At 72.3% G+C, this 19,843-nt stretch carries 18 protein-coding genes; 10 read left to right on the top strand and 8 right to left on the bottom strand.

Annotation, left to right across the window (positions count from 1 at the left end; translation table 11 throughout):
- The 8 genes from ASC77_RS26600 to ASC77_RS11610 all read right to left on the bottom strand — a co-directional run bounded on the left by ASC77_RS26600 (nucleotide 1) and on the right by ASC77_RS11610 (nucleotide 7,681).
- Entirely contained in the window at nucleotides 1-156 is a 156-nt protein-coding gene (locus ASC77_RS26600) for a hypothetical protein (protein WP_156391037.1), read from the bottom strand.
- Nucleotides 157-165: 9 nt separating this feature from the next.
- Nucleotides 166-1,011, bottom strand: a complete 846-nt coding sequence (locus tag ASC77_RS11580) for a LysM peptidoglycan-binding domain-containing protein (RefSeq protein ID WP_056152480.1) — start codon at nucleotides 1,009-1,011, stop codon at nucleotides 166-168.
- On the bottom strand, nucleotides 1,011-1,637 hold the full coding sequence (locus tag ASC77_RS27710; RefSeq protein ID WP_056152482.1) for a phage tail protein: 627 nt from the start codon (nucleotides 1,635-1,637) through the stop codon (nucleotides 1,011-1,013). Before ASC77_RS27710 ends, ASC77_RS11580 begins: the two co-directional genes overlap by 1 nt.
- A 1-nt stretch (nucleotide 1,638) precedes the next feature.
- Nucleotides 1,639-3,783, bottom strand: a complete 2,145-nt coding sequence (locus ASC77_RS11590) for a phage tail sheath C-terminal domain-containing protein (RefSeq protein ID WP_056152487.1) — start codon at nucleotides 3,781-3,783, stop codon at nucleotides 1,639-1,641.
- Between the two features lie 10 nt (nucleotides 3,784-3,793).
- Nucleotides 3,794-4,249: a phage tail protein gene (locus ASC77_RS11595; protein WP_056152490.1), complete on the bottom strand. Its 456-nt coding sequence runs from the start codon at nucleotides 4,247-4,249 to the stop codon at nucleotides 3,794-3,796.
- 41 nt (nucleotides 4,250-4,290) lie between these two features.
- Nucleotides 4,291-6,204 carry a phage tail sheath subtilisin-like domain-containing protein gene (locus ASC77_RS11600; RefSeq protein ID WP_056152493.1) on the bottom strand — a complete coding sequence of 638 codons (1,914 nt, stop codon included), beginning with the start codon at nucleotides 6,202-6,204 and terminating at the stop codon, nucleotides 4,291-4,293.
- Between the two features lie 89 nt (nucleotides 6,205-6,293).
- Entirely contained in the window at nucleotides 6,294-7,109 is an 816-nt protein-coding gene (locus ASC77_RS11605) for a hypothetical protein (protein WP_056152496.1), read from the bottom strand.
- Nucleotides 7,106-7,681 (bottom strand): DUF4255 domain-containing protein, encoded by a 576-nt coding sequence (locus ASC77_RS11610; RefSeq protein ID WP_056152499.1) that lies wholly within the window; start codon nucleotides 7,679-7,681, stop codon nucleotides 7,106-7,108. The genes ASC77_RS11605 and ASC77_RS11610 overlap by 4 nt, the downstream gene beginning before the upstream one ends.
- Before the next feature lie 153 nt (nucleotides 7,682-7,834).
- Between ASC77_RS11610 and ASC77_RS11615 the strand changes: the two genes are divergently transcribed.
- From ASC77_RS11615 to araA, 10 genes are all read left to right on the top strand, one after another.
- Nucleotides 7,835-8,812: a LacI family DNA-binding transcriptional regulator gene (locus ASC77_RS11615; protein ID WP_200944961.1), complete on the top strand. Its 978-nt coding sequence runs from the start codon at nucleotides 7,835-7,837 to the stop codon at nucleotides 8,810-8,812.
- Between the two features lie 16 nt (nucleotides 8,813-8,828).
- On the top strand, nucleotides 8,829-9,902 hold the full coding sequence (locus ASC77_RS11620) for an aldose epimerase family protein (protein WP_056152503.1): 1,074 nt from the start codon (nucleotides 8,829-8,831) through the stop codon (nucleotides 9,900-9,902).
- A gap of 124 nt (nucleotides 9,903-10,026) precedes the next feature.
- The gene (locus ASC77_RS11625) at nucleotides 10,027-11,025 is read left to right on the top strand and encodes an ABC transporter substrate-binding protein (protein ID WP_056152505.1); all 999 of its coding nucleotides are present in this window, start codon (nucleotides 10,027-10,029) and stop codon (nucleotides 11,023-11,025) included.
- 124 nt (nucleotides 11,026-11,149) lie between these two features.
- Nucleotides 11,150-12,772 (top strand): sugar ABC transporter ATP-binding protein, encoded by a 1,623-nt coding sequence (locus ASC77_RS11630; protein WP_235547595.1) that lies wholly within the window; start codon nucleotides 11,150-11,152, stop codon nucleotides 12,770-12,772.
- Nucleotides 12,765-13,820 (top strand): ABC transporter permease, encoded by a 1,056-nt coding sequence (locus ASC77_RS11635; RefSeq protein WP_200944962.1) that lies wholly within the window; start codon nucleotides 12,765-12,767, stop codon nucleotides 13,818-13,820. Before ASC77_RS11630 ends, ASC77_RS11635 begins: the two co-directional genes overlap by 8 nt.
- Nucleotides 13,817-14,824, top strand: a complete 1,008-nt coding sequence (gene yjfF, locus ASC77_RS11640; protein WP_056152508.1) for a galactofuranose ABC transporter, permease protein YjfF — start codon at nucleotides 13,817-13,819, stop codon at nucleotides 14,822-14,824. The genes ASC77_RS11635 and yjfF overlap by 4 nt, the downstream gene beginning before the upstream one ends.
- Nucleotides 14,821-15,852 carry a LacI family DNA-binding transcriptional regulator gene (locus tag ASC77_RS11645; protein WP_235547598.1) on the top strand — a complete coding sequence of 344 codons (1,032 nt, stop codon included), beginning with the start codon at nucleotides 14,821-14,823 and terminating at the stop codon, nucleotides 15,850-15,852. Before yjfF ends, ASC77_RS11645 begins: the two co-directional genes overlap by 4 nt.
- Nucleotides 15,849-17,552: a ribulokinase gene (araB, locus tag ASC77_RS11650; RefSeq protein ID WP_056152510.1), complete on the top strand. Its 1,704-nt coding sequence runs from the start codon at nucleotides 15,849-15,851 to the stop codon at nucleotides 17,550-17,552. The genes ASC77_RS11645 and araB overlap by 4 nt, the downstream gene beginning before the upstream one ends.
- The gene (locus tag ASC77_RS11655; protein WP_056152512.1) at nucleotides 17,552-18,241 is read left to right on the top strand and encodes an L-ribulose-5-phosphate 4-epimerase; all 690 of its coding nucleotides are present in this window, start codon (nucleotides 17,552-17,554) and stop codon (nucleotides 18,239-18,241) included. Before araB ends, ASC77_RS11655 begins: the two co-directional genes overlap by 1 nt.
- Complete coding sequence (gene araA / locus ASC77_RS11660) at nucleotides 18,238-19,755, top strand: L-arabinose isomerase (protein ID WP_056152515.1); 1,518 nt, start codon at nucleotides 18,238-18,240, stop codon at nucleotides 19,753-19,755. The genes ASC77_RS11655 and araA overlap by 4 nt, the downstream gene beginning before the upstream one ends.
- The last annotated feature ends 88 nt before the right edge of the window (nucleotides 19,756-19,843 follow it).

Below are 19,843 nucleotides of genomic sequence, written 5' to 3' on the forward strand. Positions count from 1 at the left end.
TCAGTCCGCCCGCAGTCGGTTGCGGCGTACGGCGTGCGCGCGGTGCCAGCGGTCGGCGCCGTCGGCGGGCGGGGCCGGGGCGGCCGGAGCGGGCGCGGTCGCCGGCTCGTGGTCGGGGGCGGGGAGGACCTCGAAGTCCTGGATCTCGACGGGCACGGTCGTCTCCTAGCTCGTCCCGATGCCGGCTCGGGCGTCGATCACGGTGCCGGGCGGCACCAGGCGGGGGTTGTCGATGCCGTTGGCGGCGGCGACGGCCTTCCACGAGGCGCCGCCGCCGGCACGGGCGGAGAGGGACTGGAGGCTGTCGCCGGACTGGCTCAGCGTCAGCGGGGTGGTGCCGATGCCGGCGCCGGCGGAGACACCGACCGACGCCCCGGCTGAGACGCCGCCCGAGACGCCGCCCGAGATGCCTCCCGAGATGCCTCCCGAGATGCCGATGCCTGCGGAGGCGCCGAACGACGCGGAGGCCCCCAGCGAGGCGGAGGCCCCGAACGAGGCCGAGGCGCCGATGCCCGCGCCCGCGCCACCGCCGCCGGCCGGGTCCCCTCCGGACGGATCGGCGGGCCGCACCTCCGAGAGCGTCATCCGGACCTCCGAGCGCAGCGGCACGCCGGCGTCGGAGAAGAACGAGATCGTCTGCGACAGCGTGCTGACGGTGCCGTAGTAGAGGAACGCTCCCCAGCTGAAGCGGGCCACCTTGCGGGCCGGCGCGGTCTCGCCGAGCGGCGCGGGCCGGGTGAGCAGCACCAGCTGGTCGGTCTTGGTCTGCACCGACGAGCCGTCCGCGCTGGTGTCGAAGGTCAGCTCGACCGAGAGCGTCGAGCTCTGCCCGGTCTGCTGGGTCGGCGACTCGCTGAAGGTGCCCGACGACGTCGTGGCCGCGCCGGCGGTGGTCCCCGTCGGCGTGTAGGTCAGCGACAGCGTGTGCGGGTCGAAGTCGACCACCAGGTCGACCCCGCCGGCGGCGACGCCGCGGTCGAGGTCCCACTCGGTGATGGTGGCGGTGCCCATCAGCCGAACCCCCCGCCCACCGAGACGCCGCCGCCGACGGAGGCGCCGGCCGAGATGCCCCCCGAGATGCCTCCCGAGATCCCGGCCGAGGCGGAGACCCCCACGGACGCGCCGAGGGAGACGTCGAGCGACGCCCCGATCGAGATGCCGCCGGCGGCGCCGGGCGCGGCGACCACGAGGCGTTCGTAGACCAGGGTCAGCTCCTCGACGGCGACGAGGCCGTCGCGGGCGTTGAGCGACGGGGCCCGGAGCTTCACCGGCAGGCAGCCGGTGACGGTGGCCTGCACCGCCGGCGTGCCGTCGGCCGCCCAGAGGGTCACCTCGCCGTGGGCGGTCAGCACCGAGCCGGGCCGGGTGCCCTGGGCGAACCAGGTCCAGAGCTGGAGGTTGTCGGTCATGCCGCGCCGCAGCGTGAGCTGGCCGAAGGTGACCGGACCGATCAGGTGCACCTGCCGGTCGTTGACCCCGCCGACCTCGAGGGTCTTGTGCTGCATCGTCTGGTCGAGCCCGTCGCACTCGGCGAACGCGGCGTCGCACAGGGGACTGGTCAGGCCGGCCGTCGGCTGGTCGAGGTCGAGCACCACCTCGAAGCGGAAGGTGGTCAGCGGGGGATCGGTGACGCCCATGTCAGCCCTCCACCACGTCGAGCAGGCCCTCGCCGGTGCGCAGCAGGGTGACGGTGATGAACTCGACCGGGCTGGTCGGCGCGATCTGGAGGCTGACCACGAACCGGCCGGCGTCCTGGTCGGCCGCGGTGTTGAGCCCGTCGGCGGTCGACACCCGGAAGGCGTGCAGGGCGCCGCGCTCGGCGAGGGTGGTCAGGGTGCGGTCGAAGCGCATCCGGACCAGCTGCCGGAAGCGGTCGTTGTTGATCTCGAAGACGTAGCGCTCGCCGAGCCGCAGGCAGATCTTGCGGAGCAGGATCAGCAGCCGGCGCACGGAGACCTGGAGCAGCTGGGGGTCGGCCGACAGGGTGTGGGCGCTGATCGTCGTGAACACCCCGGGGTGCTGCTCGACGAGGTTCGCGTGCGCGTCGAAGAGCTGCACGCGGTCGGCGTCCGACAGCGGAGCCGGGGTCGCGAGCCGCACCACGCCGCGCAGGGGTACGCCGGCGGGGGCGACCCACGACCCGCGCGCCAGCTCGCGGGCGGCGATCATGCCGGCGACCGCTCCGTCCGGCGGCGCGTCGCGCAGCACCGGCGGGCTCGACGTCGTGACCGGGAGCCCGGCGCTCGTCGACACCCAGGGGTGGAACGAGGCGGCGTAGCTGAGCGGTGACGATCCCGACCCGGTCGAGTCGCCGAGCCGCCCGAGGGCCGTCAGCCGACCGCTCCAGGCGAGGGTCGACGCGACGTCGTAGTGGCGGGGGACGCTGAGCAGGGCGACCGCGTCGGCGCGCGCCGCACACAGCGTCACCAGCGCGGCCTGCACCTCGACGAGGGCGAGCTCGTCGTAGTCGGCGGTCCGGTCGAGCTCCGGGAGGTCGGAGACCGACGGGGGCGTGGGGTCGACGGGCGGGACGGGCGGCGGGACGACGATCTCGTCCGAGCAGCAGCGGAAGTCGGACCAGTCGACCGGTGGCACGGGCTCCGGCTCGACCGGCGTGACCGGGACCGGGGTGGGCACCACCGGCGACCAGCCGCGCTGGGTGACGTCGGGGGCTGCGACGAGGGCGACCTCGTCGATGCCCAGCAGCGCGTGGGCGCCGCGCAGCTGGACCGGATCCTTGGCCAGCACGGTGAGCTGGTCGGCGTGGCCGGTCAGGGAGAGCACGGTGTCGTCGGTGAGCCGGTCGTCGACCAGCCACCGCGGGTCGAACGTGTCGAGGTCGTCCTCGCCCTCCTGCTCCCCGGCGACCGGCAGCGCGCCGCCGGGCTCGGTGACCGGCACCAGCAGACCGGTGCCGAGGGCGGTGACGGTGTCCGCGTGCTGTCGCAGGGTCGCCGACCGGGTCGGGTCGGGTCGGTGGTCGTCGATGGGCTGGAGGGCGTCGGACCAGGAGTCGAGGCCGAGGTCGCTGAGCCGCTCCAGCTGGCGTGCGCCGTCCGGGCGGTGCTGCCCGACGACCAGGGTGAGCCGGAGCAGTCGCACGGTCTCGAGGGCCACCAGGTCGGGCAGCGGGTCCGGTCCGTCCACGACCTCGCGGTCGATCGACAGCCGGGCGTCGGCGTGGTCGACGCCGGCGACCCGGACGAAGACGTCGATGCCCGGGCTCGTCCCGAGGCGGAGCACGTCGCCGGGTCGCACACCTACCGTGGCGCCGGGGGCGAGGTCCACGGTCCCCGGTGCGTCGGCCGCCGGCCGCCGGTAGTCGCCGGCGACGGGGAGGAACTGGCCCAGCAGGTCGGCGCGGACCGTCGTGCCCGCCGACCAGGCCCCGGGCCAGGCCGACTCCACCAGGACGGGTGCCTCGGTGCCGTCGGGCTGGCGGACCCGGAGCCCGGGCACGGCCCACCGGGCCGGTCGCGCGCCGGGACCGGCGACGCGGACGACGTGGCAGCGGCGTCCGCCGTTCGCGAAGAAGGCTCGTACGGCGTCGGGCAGCTGGGCCCGGACCGGCACCCCCTCCTCCTGCGCGACCAGCAGGTCGCCACCGAACACGGCGGCGTACGCGAGCTCGTCCTCCACCGCGACCGGCAGGTCGAGCGGACCGCGCTCGGCCAGCCCGACGAACCCCGCCACGTCGAGCCGGACGGGCTGCTCGACGGGGGGCAGGGTCGGGTCGGTCGCGACCCCGGGGAGGCGACCTCGGAAGGTGAGCGTGCTGGTCATCGGCCGGTCGTCACTCGAGGACGAGGTCCTCGATCGAGAGCACCAGCTCCTCGATCGCGACGTCGGTCCCGGTCTTCGCGTTCAGCGACGGCGCGGTGTAGCGGATCGGCCGCGCGTTGGTGAGGATCCAGGTCATCACCGGGCCCTGGTGGGCCTCGTCCTGGAGGCTCACCGTCACCCGCGGGATGACCTTGTGCTGACCGGTGCGGACCGCGTCGACCCACTCGTAGAGGTCCATCGAGCCGATCAGGCCGCGCTTGAACGTCACGTCGCCGACCTTGTAGACGCCGTTCACCTTGACCGGGTGGTTGAAGGGCGAGTTGCCGTTGCGGTAGTCGGCCGAGGTCACCTCGATGTTCATGCCGCCGACCTCCTGGAAGCCGCCACGGACCGTGGTCGCGTCCCCGGTCGCGAAGTCGACGAGGAAGTTGAAGCTCCCGTACGGGTTGTCTCGTTGCGTTGCCATCACTGCTCCTGAGCTGGGTCGTGGGGGGGGTGCGGACGCACTCACGCGCTGGTCGTCGCGGTCATCTGGCTGATCCGGAAGATCACGAACTCGGCCGGCTTCGCGGCGCAGATGCCGACGATGCAGATCAGCCGGCCCTGGTCGAGGTCGTCGCTGGTCATGGTCGAGCTGTCGCAGCGGACGAAGAACCCCTCCGACGGCTTCGCGCCCAGCAGCGCGCCCGAGCGCCACTCGTTGAGGAGGAACCCCTCGATGGTGTGCCGCACGGAGTCCCACAGCGCCGGGCCGTTGATCTCGAACACCGCCCACTGGGTGCCCTCGTCGATCGACTTCTCGACGTAGTCGAAGTAGCGACGGATGTTGAGGTACTTCCACTCCGGGTCGTCGGAGATGGTGCGGGCGCCGTACGTGAGGAAGCCCGGGCCGGGGAAGAACCGCAGGCAGTTCACGCCCTCGGGGTTCAGCAGCGCCTGCTGCGCCTTGTTGACGCGGGTCTCCAGGTCGAGCGCCGAGCGAACCACCTCGTTGGCGGGCGCCTTGATGACGCCCCGGTCGTTGTCGGTGCGGGCCCACACGCCCGCCATGTACGCCGCGGGCGGCACGTCGATGCGCGCGTCGTCGACCGGGTGGGAGACCGTGATCCACGGGTAGTAGATCGCCGCGTGCGTCGACGAGCGCAGGTTGCGGAAGTCCAGGGCCTCGCCGGGCAGCAGTCCGGGCGGGGTGTCGAGCGAGGCGACGCGGTAGAGCATCTTCTCGCAGTGGGTGGACAGTGCGCCGTTGATCGCCTGCGCCGCCTGGGCGCGCGCGTCGGCGGTGCCGCCGACTCCGAGCCAGCCGGTCGAGGCACCGGGTGCGGCGACGATCGAGATGTCGTCGACGACCTCGAAGCCGAGCAGTCCGTTGAAGACCAGGTCGGTCGCGACGTTCTGGTAGTCCTCGAAGGTCAGCGGGTCACCTTCGTAGTCGCCGACCCCGGGCGCGTTCCCGTCGCTGCCGCCCGAGAGCATCATCGAGACCTGCCGGTCGGCCAGGACCGCGGTGGGGTCGGGGGCCGTGGCCAGCACGTCGGTGCCGAGCAGGGCCTCCGCGATCGCCAGCGGCAGGTCGTCGGCTGCGGTGCCCAGACCGTCGACGCCCTCGATCGCGACCGGGATCGCCAGCGCCTGGCCGCGGGTCGGCGGGTTGATCGCGAGCACCGTGCTCACCCCGGTGCCGATGGCACGGGGGTCGAATCCGAACTCGCCGAGCGCCACCTGGGGCCCGAGGGTCGGCAGGCCCTGGTTGTTGCGGGTCGGTCGCTGGGCCTCGACGACCAGGGTGAGCGGGTAGGCAGCGGTGACGTCCGCGAGGTCGGGTGCCCCGGCGCCGGCGAGCTCGAGGGCGCCGGTCCCGAGGTCGCGGCGTACGACGAACGCACCGGCCGTGAAGGCCGGGGCAGCCGAGTCCGGCTCGACCCACACCAGGTCGTACTCGTGGACGCGGGTCAGCAGCACGCCGGCGTCCGTGCTGGCGAGCACGTTGTTGCCGACCTTGAGGGTGAACGCGACGCGCATCCGACCCGCGGCGCCCGGGAACCGGGCGCGGATGGTGAGGCCCGGGTCGGACGGGGTGGACCCGTCCAGCTCGAATGCCGCGTGGTCCTCCTCCGGCCCGTCGCCGGTGAAGGAGAACGTGCGCATCACGTAGAGGCTGGTGCCGCCCTCGTCGAAGAAGCCCTTCACGCCGAGCGCGAGGTAGTTGGGGACGGCACCGGTGTCCTCGAGCTCGAGGTCGACGGCGTCGCCGAAGATCCGGGCGAACTCCAGGTACGACGTGAGCAGCTGGGGCCGGCCGCTGGTGGGGCCGTAGCGGCACGGCCCGACGAAGGCGGCCGTGCTCGTGCCGACGGCCTGGATGGTGCGCGGGCCGGGGATCTCCTCGACGTACACACCTGGCGCTAGGTACTGGGCCATGGTTCTTCTCGCTTCCACATCTGCTGGACTGGATCGGACTTGAGTTCGGCTGAGCTCGCCTGAGCCCGAATCTGGGGGGACGGGACCGGTCAGGTCGGGACCGCCGTGAGGGTCAGCACGAGAGGCGCGCCGAAGCGCAGGGACTCGGTGAGGTCGGGGTGGGTGCCGCCCTCGACGAGGTCGGCGAGGCTCTGGCCCGTGATCGACGCGAGCTGCGGCGGCTCGCCCGGGTGTGCGCCGGGCGACCAGACGAGGGCGTCCGGCTCGGCGCGGACCGACACGGTCACCGGCCAGCTGACGGCCGAGAGGCCGGGCCCGGCAGGCGGCGAGCCGAGCAGCGCCGGCAGGGCCTCCGGGTAGGGGACGTGCAGCCGGAACCGCCCGCGGTCGTCGGCCACCGTCTGGTAGGTGTCGGTGTCGGTCGCGACGCGCACCAGCGCCCACGCCATCGGCTCGTCGGTGCCGTCACGGTGCACCTCGCCGCGGATCACCGCCGTCGCGGCACCGGTCGTCCGGGTCGGACCGGAGGACAGCGGGACCCGCACCGGTGTGGCGACCGGGACGTCGACCGCCATCGAGACGGGCAGGTAGCGGCCGCCGAGGTCGCGGACGAGCAGGCAGTAGGCCTCGACGTTCGGAGCCGGCCAGGTCAGCGGCTCGCCCGGACGGACCCGGGTGTGCGTCGACTCCCACTGCCGGGGGAGCGCGCCGAAGCCGAGGATCGTGCTCACGGGGGAGCGCCGCGCGGTGAAGCGGACGTCCGGGTCGACCTGGCGCCAGACCTCCGCCACCAGCCCGTCGCCGACCGGCGCGCCGGTGACGCCGTCCTCGCACTGCACCGCGAACGGCGCGCGGTAGCCCAGCCGCTCGACGACCCGGATCTCGGGTTCGCTCGAGACGCTCATGGGGTGAGCACCCCCAGGTCGAGGATGCGCTCGCCGACCGGTGCCCCGACGGGCTCCACGACCTCGGACTCGATCCGGATCACCCGCGCGACGTACGGGACCGAGAGCTGGAGGCTGCTCGGCAGCACCTGCCAGAGCTGGAAGATCTCGTCGTTGGAGAGCTCAGCGGGCGTCAGGTCGACGGTCTCGTCGACCGCGAAGACGCCGGCGGTGCTCGCGTTGAGGAAGCCGGCGGAGAGGTTCGGGTAGTCGGCGATGGCGCGCATCGCCCAGCCGAGCAGCGCGTGCTCGCTGGACGCGTCCTTCGCCCAGGCGGTGAGCAGCAGCGACATCCGCACCGGCAGCGGACGCTTGTGGTCGGGCAGTGCCGGTGGCAGCGTGCGCTGCACGGTGTCGACGCAGACCTGGTAGACGAACACGGAGACCCCGGCCGCCATCGGGGTCGAGAAGTCCTTGCCGTGGTAGACCTCGAACTGCGGCTCGATGCCGCTGAGCAGGTCGGCGTGCCAGGACTGCTCGAGCAGCCGGGTGACCGCCTCGGCCACGGCTCCGATCGCCTGATGGTTCGCCACGACGAGGACGTTCCAGGACCGTCGTGATCCCGGCGTCCCGGCCACGTGCCGGTGTCGTCACCGGCCCGTCACCGCCCGGCGTCCTACGATGCGTGCATGGCGGGAGTGGGGGCAGCGCCGGGACCTCGGGGACGGCCGCCGAGCATGGCCGACGTGGCCGCCCTGGCGGGCGTGTCCCACCAGACGGTGTCGCGGGTCCTCAACGACGCCTCCCTCGTGAAGGAGGCGACCCGCACCCGCGTCCTCGACGCGATCCGGGAGCTCGGCTACCGCCGCAACTCGGCGGCCCGGTCGCTCGCGACCAACCGGTCCGGACGGATCGGGATGATCTCGGCGCACCTCGCCCTGCACGGCCCCAGCATGATCGCCGTCGCGGTGCAGGAGGCCGGTCACGACGCGGGGTACGACGTGTCGCTCGTCGGCGTCTCGGACTTCGCGCCGGAGTCGCTCCAGGGGGCGGTGGACCGGCTGCTCGACGAGGCCGTCGAGGCGCTCGTGGTGGCCGTCGCCCACCGCGACGCGAGGGAGCGGGCGCTCTCGCTCGACCTGCCCGTCCCGATGGTGCTGGTCCAGGGGGTCAGCGCCGGGCAGGCCCTCGCCGCCGGCATCGACCAGGAGGCCGGCGCGCGGCTGGCCACCGAGCACCTCCTCGACCTCGGGCACCGGCACGTCGCCCACGTCACCGGCCCCCTGGCGTGGGTCGAGGCCGGGCAGCGACGGGCCGGCTGGCACCAGGCCCACGAGCGTCGCCAGCTGCTCCCCGGTCCGGAGCTCGCCGGTGACTGGTCGGCGGGCAGCGGCTACCGCGCCGGGCAGCGGATCGCGGAGGACCCGGAGGTGACCGCGGTCTTCGTCGCGAACGACGCGATGGCCCTCGGCGTGCTCAAGGCGCTGCACGAGCACGGGCGCGCGGTGCCGGGCGACATCAGCGTCGTCGGCTTCGACGACGTGCCCGAGGCGGCGTACTTCTGGCCCGGGCTGACGACGGTCAGCCAGGCCTTCTCCGAGCTCGGCCGCAGCGCGGTCGCGCTGGCGCTGCGGGCCCTGGGCGGGGAGTCCGGACCGGCGACGCAGCTGCTCGAGCCGACCCTCGTCGTCCGCGGCTCGACGGGGTCCCCGCCGACCCGGTGATGTTAACGTTCACATCATGACGCAGGTGCCGACCGGACGCCGCTACGACCGACTTCCGGACGGCCGGGAGGTGCACCTGCTGAGCATCGGATCGGCCCCGGGGCCGGTGCTCGAGGTGCTCACCCTGGGCGCGACGGCGCACCGTCTGGAGGTGGCCGGCCGGGACGGGCGGCGTCGCAACGTGGTGCTCGGGCACGCGGACGCGGCCGAGCGGCTCGCGAGCTCCGACTACGTCGGCGGCACCATCGGCCGCTACGCCAACCGCATCGCCGGTGGGCGGTTCGTGCTCGACGACCGCGAGGTCGTGGTCGGCGTCCACGACCGCGGCAACAGCCTGCACGGCGGGCCGGACGGCTTCGACCGGCGGCTCTGGGACGTCGTCGAGCACGGGCCGGACCGGGTGGTGCTCGCCCTGGTGAGCCCGGACGGCGACCAGGGGTTCCCCGGGGAGGTCAGGGTGCTGGTCCGCTACCAGGTCAGCGGCGACCGGGTGCGCATCGAGATGGAGGCCACCACCGACGCGCCGACCGTGCTGAACCTGACCAACCACGCCTACTTCAACCTCGACGGCGAGGGCGACGGCACGGTCGACGACCACCTCCTCATGGTGGCGGCCGACGAGTTCACCCCGGTCGACGCGACCGGCATCCCGCTCGGCGGGCACGCGCCGGTGGCGGGGACGCCGTTCGACTTCCGGGACCCGGCGCCGATCGGCCCCGCCGTACGCGCGGAGCACCCGCAGGTGGTCGACGCCCGGGGCGTCGACCACAACTACGTCGTCCGCGGGGAGGGCCTGCGCACGCACGCCGTCCTGGTGTCGCCTCGGTCGGGCATCCGCCTCGAGCTGCGCTCGGACCAGCCGGGGCTGCAGGTCTACACCGGCAACGTCCTCGACGGCACCCGGCGCTCGACGCGGGGCGGTCGCTACCGCCAGGGCGACGGGATCGCGCTGGAGCCCCAGCTGTTCCCCGACTCCCCGAACCGCCCCGGGTGGCCGTCGGCGCGGCTCGGGCCGGGGGAGACCTACCGGGCCTGCCTCGAGTGGGGCTTCGCGGCGTTGGATCGTTCCGATCCCGCGCCCGGGAAGTGAGCGTTCACATTTCTTGGTCGCAATCTGGTCACAAGGGTTGACGGGCCGGAATGTTAGCGCTCACACTCATCGCTCAGTGACACCGGTCACAGGGTGGAGAGCCCGACGATCTGGAGGAAAACCAGTGCTGAAGAAGACCCTGATCGCGGCGAGCGCGATCACCTTGAGCGCATTCGCGTTCACTGCTTGCGGCAGCGACTCCGAGGGCGGCAGCTCGACGGCCTCGGACGACGGCTCGATCACGATGGGCTTCGCCCAGGTCGGCGCCGAGAGCGGCTGGCGCACCGCCAACACCAAGTCGATCCAGGAGTCCGCCAAGGACGCCGGCATCGACCTGAAGTTCACCGACGCCCAGGGCAAGCAGGAGAACCAGATCCAGGCGATCCGCTCCTACATCCAGCAGAAGGTCGACGTGATCGCCTTCAGCCCCGTGGTCGAGACCGGTTGGGACGCCGTGCTCAACGAGGCCAAGGCCGCCGGCATCCCGGTGATCCTGACCGACCGGGCCGTCGACTCCAAGGACACGTCGCTCTACAAGTCGTTCCTCGGCTCCGACTTCGTCGTGGAGGGCCAGAAGGCAGGCCAGTGGGTCGTGGACAACGCCGCCGACGCCGACACGGACGGCGACGGCGCCATCAACGTCGTCCAGCTCGAGGGCACGACCGGAGCGGCACCCGCGATCGACCGTGGCGAGGGGTTCGCCGACGCGATCTCGGCCGATCCCTCCATCAAGGTGGTGGCCTCCCAGACCGGTGACTTCACCCGCGACGGCGGCAAGCAGGTGATGGAGTCGTTCCTGCAGTCCGGCGACCACATCGACGTGCTGTTCGCCCAGAACGACGACATGGGCCTGGGCGCGATCGAGGCGATCGAGGCGGCGGGCCTGACGCCCGGCAAGGACATCAAGATCATCACGGTCGACGCCGTGCACGACGGCATGCAGGCGCTCTCCGACGGCAAGATCAACTTCATCGTCGAGTGCAGCCCGCTCCTCGGGCCGCAGCTGATGGACATCGCCAAGAAGGTCCTCGACGGCGAGGACGTCGAGCCGCGCATCCTCACCGAGGAGACGACCTTCGACCAGGCGCAGGCCACGGAGGCCCTGCCCGACCGTCAGTACTGATCCACCGACGCCGCGACGACGTCGTACGACGACGCACCGTCGCCGCGTCATCGGGCCCGTCCGGTCACCTCCGGGCGGGCTCGATGACTCAGCGGGTGGGTCCCGCCCGGGTGGACCATGCAGCATGGAGAGGAACGAGATGACCCAGATGGACCTCGAGTCGTCCGCGTCGGGCACCGTGGTGCCGGCCGACCGGGCCCCGGTGATCGAGATGCGCGACATCTCCATCACGTTCGGCCGCGTGCGCGCGCTGGACGAGGTCTCGCTGCGGCTCTACCCCGGTGAGGTGCACGCCCTGATGGGCGAGAACGGCGCCGGGAAGTCGACCCTGATCAAGGCGCTCACCGGTGTCTACAGCATCGACTCCGGCACCGTGCTGGTCGGCGGCGAGGAGCACCTGTTCGGCTCGCCCGCGGCCGCCCAGGCCGCCGGCATCAGCACGGTCTACCAGGAGGTGAACCTGCTGCCGAACCTCACCGTCGCCGAGAACATGCTCCTGGGGCGCGAGCCGCGGCGGTTCGGCTCGATCAACGTCCGGGCGATGAACCGGCGGGCGAAGGACCGGCTGGAGAGCCTGGGCATCGACATCGACCCGACCTCGGACCTCGGCGAGCACCCGATCGCGATCCAGCAGCTGGTCGCCATCGCCCGCGCGGTCGACGTCGAAGCACGGGTCCTGATCCTCGACGAGCCGACCTCGAGCCTCGACGCCGACGAGGTCGCGAAGCTCTTCGAGGTGATGCGGCGGCTGCGCGACCAGGGCGTCGCGATCGTCTTCGTCTCCCACTTCCTCGACCAGGTCTACGAGATCGCCGACCGGATGACCGTGCTGCGCAACGGCGCGTTGGTCGAGGAGCGGATGGTGGCCGACACCAGCCAGCTCCAGCTGGTGAAGCTGATGATCGGTCGCGAGCTGGAGGCGCTGGAGCGGCTCGACCGCGAGGTCAGCGCCACCGACGCCGACGAGTCGGGCACCCCGGTGCTGCGGGCGATCGGCATCGGTCGCAAGGGCTCGCTCGAGGCGACCGACCTGGAGGTCTACGAGGGCGAGGTGGTCGGACTCGCCGGCCTGCTCGGCTCCGGTCGCACGGAGCTCGCCCGGCTCCTCTTCGGCGCGGACACCGCCGACACCGGCGAGGTGGCGATCGGGTCGTCCCGTCGCAAGCTGCGCAGCCCCCGGCACGCCATCGACCGCAACGTGGCGTTCTCCAGCGAGGACCGCAAGGCCGAGGGCGTGGTCGGTGACCTCACCGTCGGCGACAACATGCTCCTGGCGCTCCAGGCCTCGCGCGGCTGGCTGCGGCCGATCCCGCAGGCGACTCGGACCCAGCTCGTCGACCAGTACATCCAGGCCCTCGACATCCGACCTGCCGACCCGACCGCCCTGATGCGCAACCTCTCCGGCGGCAACCAGCAGAAGGTGCTCCTCGCGCGCTGGCTGATCACGCAGCCCGAGCTGCTCATCCTCGACGAGCCGACCCGAGGCATCGACATCGGTGCGAAGGCGCAGATCCAGGCGAAGGTCGCCGAGCTCGCGGCCCAGGGCATGGCGGTCGTCTTCATCTCCGCCGAGCTCGAGGAGGTGCTCCGGCTCAGCGACCGCCTGGTCGTGATGCGGGACCGCCGCAAGATCGACGAGCGGGCCAACCGGGACGTCAGCGTCAGCGACGTCCTCGAGATCATCGCGGGCGAGGCCCGCTCCGAGCAGTCCGAGCAGTCCGAGCAGGAGGAGGGCGACCGTGCCTGAGACCGCCACCCTCACCCAGCGCGTGCTGCGCCACCCGCTCCTGTGGCCGGTGCTGGCCCTGGTCGTGCTGCTGCTGATCAACGTGGTCGTGAAGCCGAACTTCTTCGACATCCGGATGCAGGACGGGCACCTCTACGGCAACCTCGTCGACATCGTGCGCAACAGCGCGCCGGTCCTGCTGGTCGCCCTGGGCATGACCCTGGTCATCGCCACCCGCGGCATCGACCTCTCCGTCGGTGCGATCGCGGCGATCTCCGCCGCCGTCGCCTGCACCCGGATCGTCGGGGCCGGCGACGAGGCCGCGCTGACGACGGCGGTGCTGGCCTGCACCTACGCGCTCGCGGTCTGCATCGTGCTCGGCGCGTGGAACGGCTTCCTGGTCTCGGTCGTCGGCATCCAGCCGATCATCGCGACCCTGATCCTGATGGTGGCCGGACGCGGCATCTCGATGGCGATCACGGACGGCCAGATCACCACGGTCCGCAACGGCTGGTTCAGCGACCTCGCCTCGGGCTACGTGCTGACGCTGCCCCTGGCCTTCATCATCGCGCTCGGGGTCTTCGTCCTCACCGCGATCCTCACCCGTCGTACGGCGCTCGGCATGCTCATCGAGGCCGTCGGCATCAACCCGGAGGCCAGCCGGCTCGCGGGCGTCCGGTCCCGCACGATCATCTGGACCGTCTACGCGTTCTCCGGCTTCTGCGCGGGCGTCGCCGGCCTGGTGATCGCGGCCAACACCAACTCCGTCAACGCCAACAGCCTCGGGCTCTGGATCGAGCTCGACGCGATCCTCGCCGTCGTCATCGGCGGCACGTCGCTGGCCGGGGGCCGGTTCTCGCTCACCGGCACGCTGGTCGGCGCGCTCTTCATCGCGACGCTGGCCCGCACGATCCCCAACATCGGCATCCCCTCGGAGCTCAACTACCTCTTCAAGGCCGTGGTCGTCATCGCCGTCTGCCTGCTCCAGTCGCCCAAGGTCCGCGCGCTGTTCCGGGTCCACCGGCGCGGCCCGTCCGTCCCCGTCCTCGCGAAGGGTTCCGCAGCATGAGCGCCTCGACCGCCACCGTGTCCGCCGGCTCGGTCTGGGACCGCGTCAAGGGCTACTCGCCGCCGTCGCGCTTTCTTCCCGTGATCGCGACCCTCGCCCTCTTCATCGGGCTGTTCGCGCTCGGCGGCGTGCGCTATGAGGGCTTCTCCGACCCGCAGGTGCTGCTCAGCCTGCTGATCGACAACGCCTTCCTGATCGTGCTGGCCGTCGGCATGACGTTCGTGATCCTCACGGGCGGCATCGACCTCTCGGTCGGGTCGGTCGTCGCGCTGTCGACGATGATCGCCGCCAAGACCCTGCAGATGGGGTGGTCGCCGTACCTCTCCATGGCCGCGGTCCTCGCGACCGGAACGCTGCTCGGCCTGCTGATGGGGCTGCTGGTCCACTACTTCGACATCCAGCCCTTCATCGCGACGCTGGCCGGGCTGTTCCTGGCCCGCGGGCTCACCTACCTGATCAGCGTCGAGTCCATCTCGATCAGCGACCCGACGTTCACCAAGCTGGCGTTCAAGACCGTCACCTTCGGCGACTACTACCTGAGGTGGACCGCGATCATCGCCCTCGTGACGGTGGCGATCGCCGCCTACGTGCTGGCCCGGACCCGTTTCGGCCGCACCGTCTACGCGATCGGCGGCAACGAGAGCTCCGCGATGCTGATGGGCCTGCGGGTGGCGTTCACGAAGGTCGGCGTCTACGTCATCAGCGGCTTCTGCGCATCGCTCGGCGGCCTGCTGTTCTCCTTCTACATCCTGTCCGGCAACAGCCTGCACGCGATCGGCACCGAGCTCGACGCCATCGCCGCGGTGGTCATCGGCGGCACGCTGCTCACCGGCGGGCGCGGGTACGTCGTCGGCTCGCTGCTCGGCGTGCTCGTGCTCGGCCTGATCCGGGTGCTCATCTCCTTCGACGGCACGCTCAGTTCGTACTGGATCCGGATCATCACCGGAGCCCTGCTGCTGGTGTTCGTCGTCGTCCAGCGGTTCGCCACGCGGCGGCAGCCGTGACCGAGACCGCCCCGCGCCCGCCGGCCGAGAGGACGCCGGTGATGGCCGACGTCGCCCGCCTCGCCGGCGTCTCGCACCAGACCGTCTCGCGCGTCGTCAACGGGCAGACCAACCTGCGCCCCGAGACCCGCGAGCGCGTCGAACGCGCGATCCGCCAGCTCGGCTACCGGCCCAACAAGGCCGCCCGCGCGCTGGTGACGAAGCGGTCGGCGACGGTCGGCGTCATCGGGTCGCGCACCGGCTTCTGGGGGCCGAGCACCGTGCACCGGACCATCCAGTCGGCCGGTCGCGACGCCGGCTACTTCGTCAGCTCGGTCAACCTCCCGACCATGACCCGGGCCGAGGTCCTGGACGCCGTCGACCACCTGCACGACCAGCGGGTCGAGGGCATCGTGCTCATCGCGGCCAACGACGAGGCGCTCGAGGTCGCCCGCGCCCAGGAGGCGACCGGCGTCCCGATCGTGGTGGTCGAGGGCGACGACGCGACGACCCGGCTGACGGTCGGCGTCGACCAGGTGCGCGGCGCGGAGCTCGCCACCCAGCACCTGCTCGACCTCGGCCACACCGAGATCCTGCACCTGGCGGGGCCGCTGCCCTGGACCGAGGCTCGTGCCCGGCTGACCGGTTGGCAGCGGGCGATGCACGCGGCCGGGCTGCGGCCGCACCCGCACGTGCCGGGGGACTGGACCGCCAGCAGCGGCTACGCCGCGGGTGTCGAGATCGCGCGGCGGCCCGACGTCACCGCGGTCTTCGCCGCCAACGACCAGATGGCGCTCGGCCTCCTGCGCGCGCTCTCCGAGGCCGGACGGTCGGTGCCCGGTGACGTCAGCGTGGTCGGCTTCGACGACATCCCCGAGGCGGCGTACCTGATCCCGCCCCTCACCACGGTCCGCCAGGACTTCGCGGCGGTCGGCACCCGGGCGATCGAGATCCTGCAGGCGGCGATCGCGGGCGACCGTCAGCTGCCCGAGCGCCTGATCGACGCGGACCTGGTGGTCCGCGCCAGCACCAGCGAGAGGACCCGATGAGCACCCAGGACCAGTACGTGGTCGGTGTCGACTTCGGCACCCTGTCCGGCCGTGCCGTGGTGGTGCGGGTGGCGGACGGCGCCGAGCTCGGCAGTGCCACCCACGACTACCCGCACGGCGCCCTCGAGCGGGCCCTGCCGGACGGCACCGAGCTGGCACCCGACTGGGCGCTCCAGGTGCCGGAGGACTACCGCGAGGTGCTGCGGACCACGATCCCCGCGGCCGTCGCCGCGGCGGGGATCGACCCGGCCGACGTCATCGGCATCGGCACCGACTTCACGGCCTGCACGATGGTGCCGACCCTCACCGACGGCACCCCGCTCTGCGAGCTGCCCGAGTACGCCGGTCGCCCGCACTCCTACGTGAAGCTCTGGAAGCACCACGCCGCCCAGCCGCAGGCCGACCGGATCAACCGGCTGGCCGCGGACCGCGGGGAGGCGTGGCTGCCGCGGTACGGCGGCCTCATCTCCTCGGAGTGGGAGCTGGCGAAGGGGCTCGAGCTCTTCGAGGACGACCGCGCGACGTACGAGCGGATGGAGCGCTTCGTCGAGGCGTCCGACTGGATCGTGTGGCAGCTGACCGGCAGCTACGTCCGCAACGCCTGCGCCGCCGGCTACAAGGGCCAGCTCCAGAACCTCGACGGCCAGGGCGGCAGCTACCCGTCGGCCGACTTCCTCGAGGCGCTGGCTCCCGGCTTCGGCGGGTTCGTGGCCGACAAGATCGACCAGCCGATCGGCCAGCTCGGAGAGCGGGCCGGCACCCTCACCGCCGAGGCGGCCGCCTGGACCGGGCTGCCCGAGGGGATCTCCGTGGCCGTCGGCAACGTCGACGCCCACGTCACGGCCCCCGCCGCACAGGCCGTGGGACCCGGCCAGATGGTCGCGATCATGGGGACCTCGACCTGCCACATCATGAGCTCCGACATCCTGCGCGAGGTCCCCGGCATGTGCGGCGTGGTCGACGGAGGTGTCGTCGCCGGTGCCTGGGGCTACGAGGCCGGGCAGAGCGGCGTCGGAGACATCTTCGGGTGGTTCACCGAGACCTCGGTGCCCGCGGCGTACGCCGAGCGCGCCGCCGCCGCGGGCCAGAGCCTGCACGAGCTCCTGACCGAGCTGGCCGGACGCCAGGAGGTCGGCGAGCACGGGCTGGTCGCCCTCGACTGGCACAGCGGCAACCGCTCCGTCCTGGTCGACCACGAGCTCTCGGGGCTGGTGCTCGGCCAGACCCTGGCCACGCGTCCCGAGGACGTCTACCGCGCGCTGCTCGAGGCCACCGCGTTCGGCACCCGCGTCATCGTCGAGACGTTCCGCGACAGCGGGGTGCCGGTCGAGGAGTTCATCGTCGCCGGCGGGCTGGCGAAGAACCCGCTGCTCATGCAGATCTACGCCGACGTCACCCGGCTGCCGCTGTCGGTGATCGGCTCGGATCAGGGTCCGGCCCTCGGCTCGGCCATCCACGCCGCGGTCGCGGCGGGCGCGTACGCCGACGTGGCCACCGCCGCGAAGAGCATGGGCAAGGTCGTGCGGGACGCCTACCTCCCCGACGACGGCCGGGCGCGGGTCTACGACGACCTCTTCGAGGAGTACCTCCAGCTGCACGACCACTTCGGGCGCCGCGACCGCGCGATGCGCCGGCTCAAGGCGATCCGGCGGGCCGCGGTCGAGCGTCGTCGTACGGCGCCGGGACCGGGGGACGCGTGATGACCGCCGTCGCCGACACCCAGGCCACCATCGCCGCCGTCCGCCGCGACGTCGCCGCGCTGCACGCCGAGCTGACGCGCTACCAGCTGGTGGTGTGGACGGCCGGCAACGTGTCGGCGCGGGTGCCGGGGCACGAGCTGCTGGTGATCAAGCCGAGCGGGGTCTCCTACGACGACCTGACGCCCCAGAACATGGTCGTCTGCGACCTCGACGGGAAGGTCGTCGACGGCGAGCACGCCCCGTCGTCCGACACCGAGGCACAGGCCTACGTCTACCGCGAGATGCCCGAGGTCGGCGGCGTCGTGCACACGCACTCGACGTACGCGGCCGCGTGGGGGATCCGCGGCGAGCCGGTGCCGTGCGTCCTGACGATGTGCGCCGACGAGTTCGGTGGCGAGATCCCGATCGGCCCGTTCGCGATCATCGGCGACGACTCCATCGGCCGCGGGATCGTCGAGACGCTGCGCGGCAGCCGCTCGTCGGCCGTGATCATGCGCAACCACGGCGTCTTCAGCGTCGGTCCGACCGCTCGCAAGGCCGTCGCCGCCGCGGTGATGTGCGAGGACGTCGCCCGCACCGTGCACATCTCGCGCCAGCTCGGCGAGCCGATCCCGATCGAGCAGGCCCACATCGACTCACTCCACGACCGCTACCAGAACGTCTACGGACAGCAGAAGGATCGCCGATGACCACGAGTGCCGCGCCCGCCCCCGAAGTCTGGTTCCTGACGGGGAGCCAGAGCCTGTACGGGCCGGAGACGCTCGACCAGGTGGCCGCGCAGTCCCAGCAGGTCGCGCGCGAGCTCGGGGCCGCCCTCTCGTCGCTGGGCACGGTGCCGGTCGTCTGGAAGCCGGTGCTCCTCGACGCGGCCGCCATCCACCGCCAGATGCTCGAGGCCAACAGCGCCCCGGAGTGCGTCGGCGTCATCACCTGGATGCACACGTTCTCCCCGGCGAAGATGTGGATCGCCGGCCTCGACGCGCTGCAGAAGCCGCTGCTGCACCTGCACACGCAGGCGGGCATGGAACTCCCGTGGTCGACGATCGACATGGACTTCATGAACCTCAACCAGGCCGCTCACGGCGACCGCGAGCACGGCTACATCCAGACCCGGCTCGGCGTCGCCCGCAAGACCGTCGCCGGCCACGTCCGTTCGCCCGAGGTCGCCCGTCGTACGGCGACCTGGGCGCGCGCGGCGATGGGTCGCCACGAGCTGCGCCGCCTCGAGCTGGTCCGCTTCGGCGACAACATGCGCAACGTCGCGGTGACCGAGGGCGACAAGGTCGAGGCCCAGCGCCGCTTCGGGGTCGCGGTCAACACCCACGGCGTCAACGACCTGGTCGCCGTCGTCGACACCGTCGCCGACGGCGACGTCGACAAGCTCGTCACCGAGTACGCCGACTCGTACGCCGTCGCGCCCGAGCTGCTGCCCGGCGGCGACCGGCACGAGTCCCTGCGCTACGGAGCCCGGGTCGAGCTCGGCCTGCGGCAGTTCCTCACCGAGGGCGGGTTCCGCGCCTTCACCACGAACTTCGAGGACCTCGGCGGCCTGCGCCAGCTGCCCGGTCTCGCCGTGCAGCGGCTGATGGCCGACGGCTACGGGTTCGGCGGCGAGGGCGACTGGAAGACCTCGGTGCTGCTGCGCGCCGCGAAGGTGATGGAGGGCGACGAACCCGGCGGCAGCTCGTTCATGGAGGACTACACCTACCACCTGGTCCCCGGTGCCGAGAAGGTGCTCGGCGCGCACATGCTCGAGGTGTGCCCGTCGATCGCCGCCGGCCGGCCGAGCCTGGAGGTGCACCCGCTCTCGATCGGCGGCCGCGAGGACCCGGTGCGGCTGCGCTTCACGGCCGCGCCCGGCGAGGCCGTCGTCGCGGGGCTCTCGGACCTGGGGGACCGGATGCGGCTGACCCTCAACGAGATCGACGTGGTCGAGCCCGACGAGGCGCTCCCGCAGCTGCCCGTGGCGTGCGCGGTGTGGGAGCCGCGACCGTCGCTGTCGGTCTCCGCGGAGTCCTGGCTGATGGCTGGGGCGCCGCACCACACGGTGCTCTCGAAGGCAGTGCTCCGCGAGGTCTGGGAGGACTTCGCCGAGATGACCGGTGTCGAGGCGCTGGTGATCGACGCCGACACCACGACCCGCCGCTTCCAGCAGGAGCTGCGCTGGAGCGCGGCCTACCGGAGGCTCGCCGAGGGCCTCTGAGTTTGGGAGTCGGCGGGACGGGTTACTGCTCCTGTGCGTCGACGGTGACGCACCAACTGGAGGGAGCCCACTCATGCTGTGGACCATT

The sequence above is a fragment of the Nocardioides sp. Root1257 genome, assembly GCF_001425175.1.
GTDB lineage: Bacteria > Actinomycetota > Actinomycetes > Propionibacteriales > Nocardioidaceae > Nocardioides.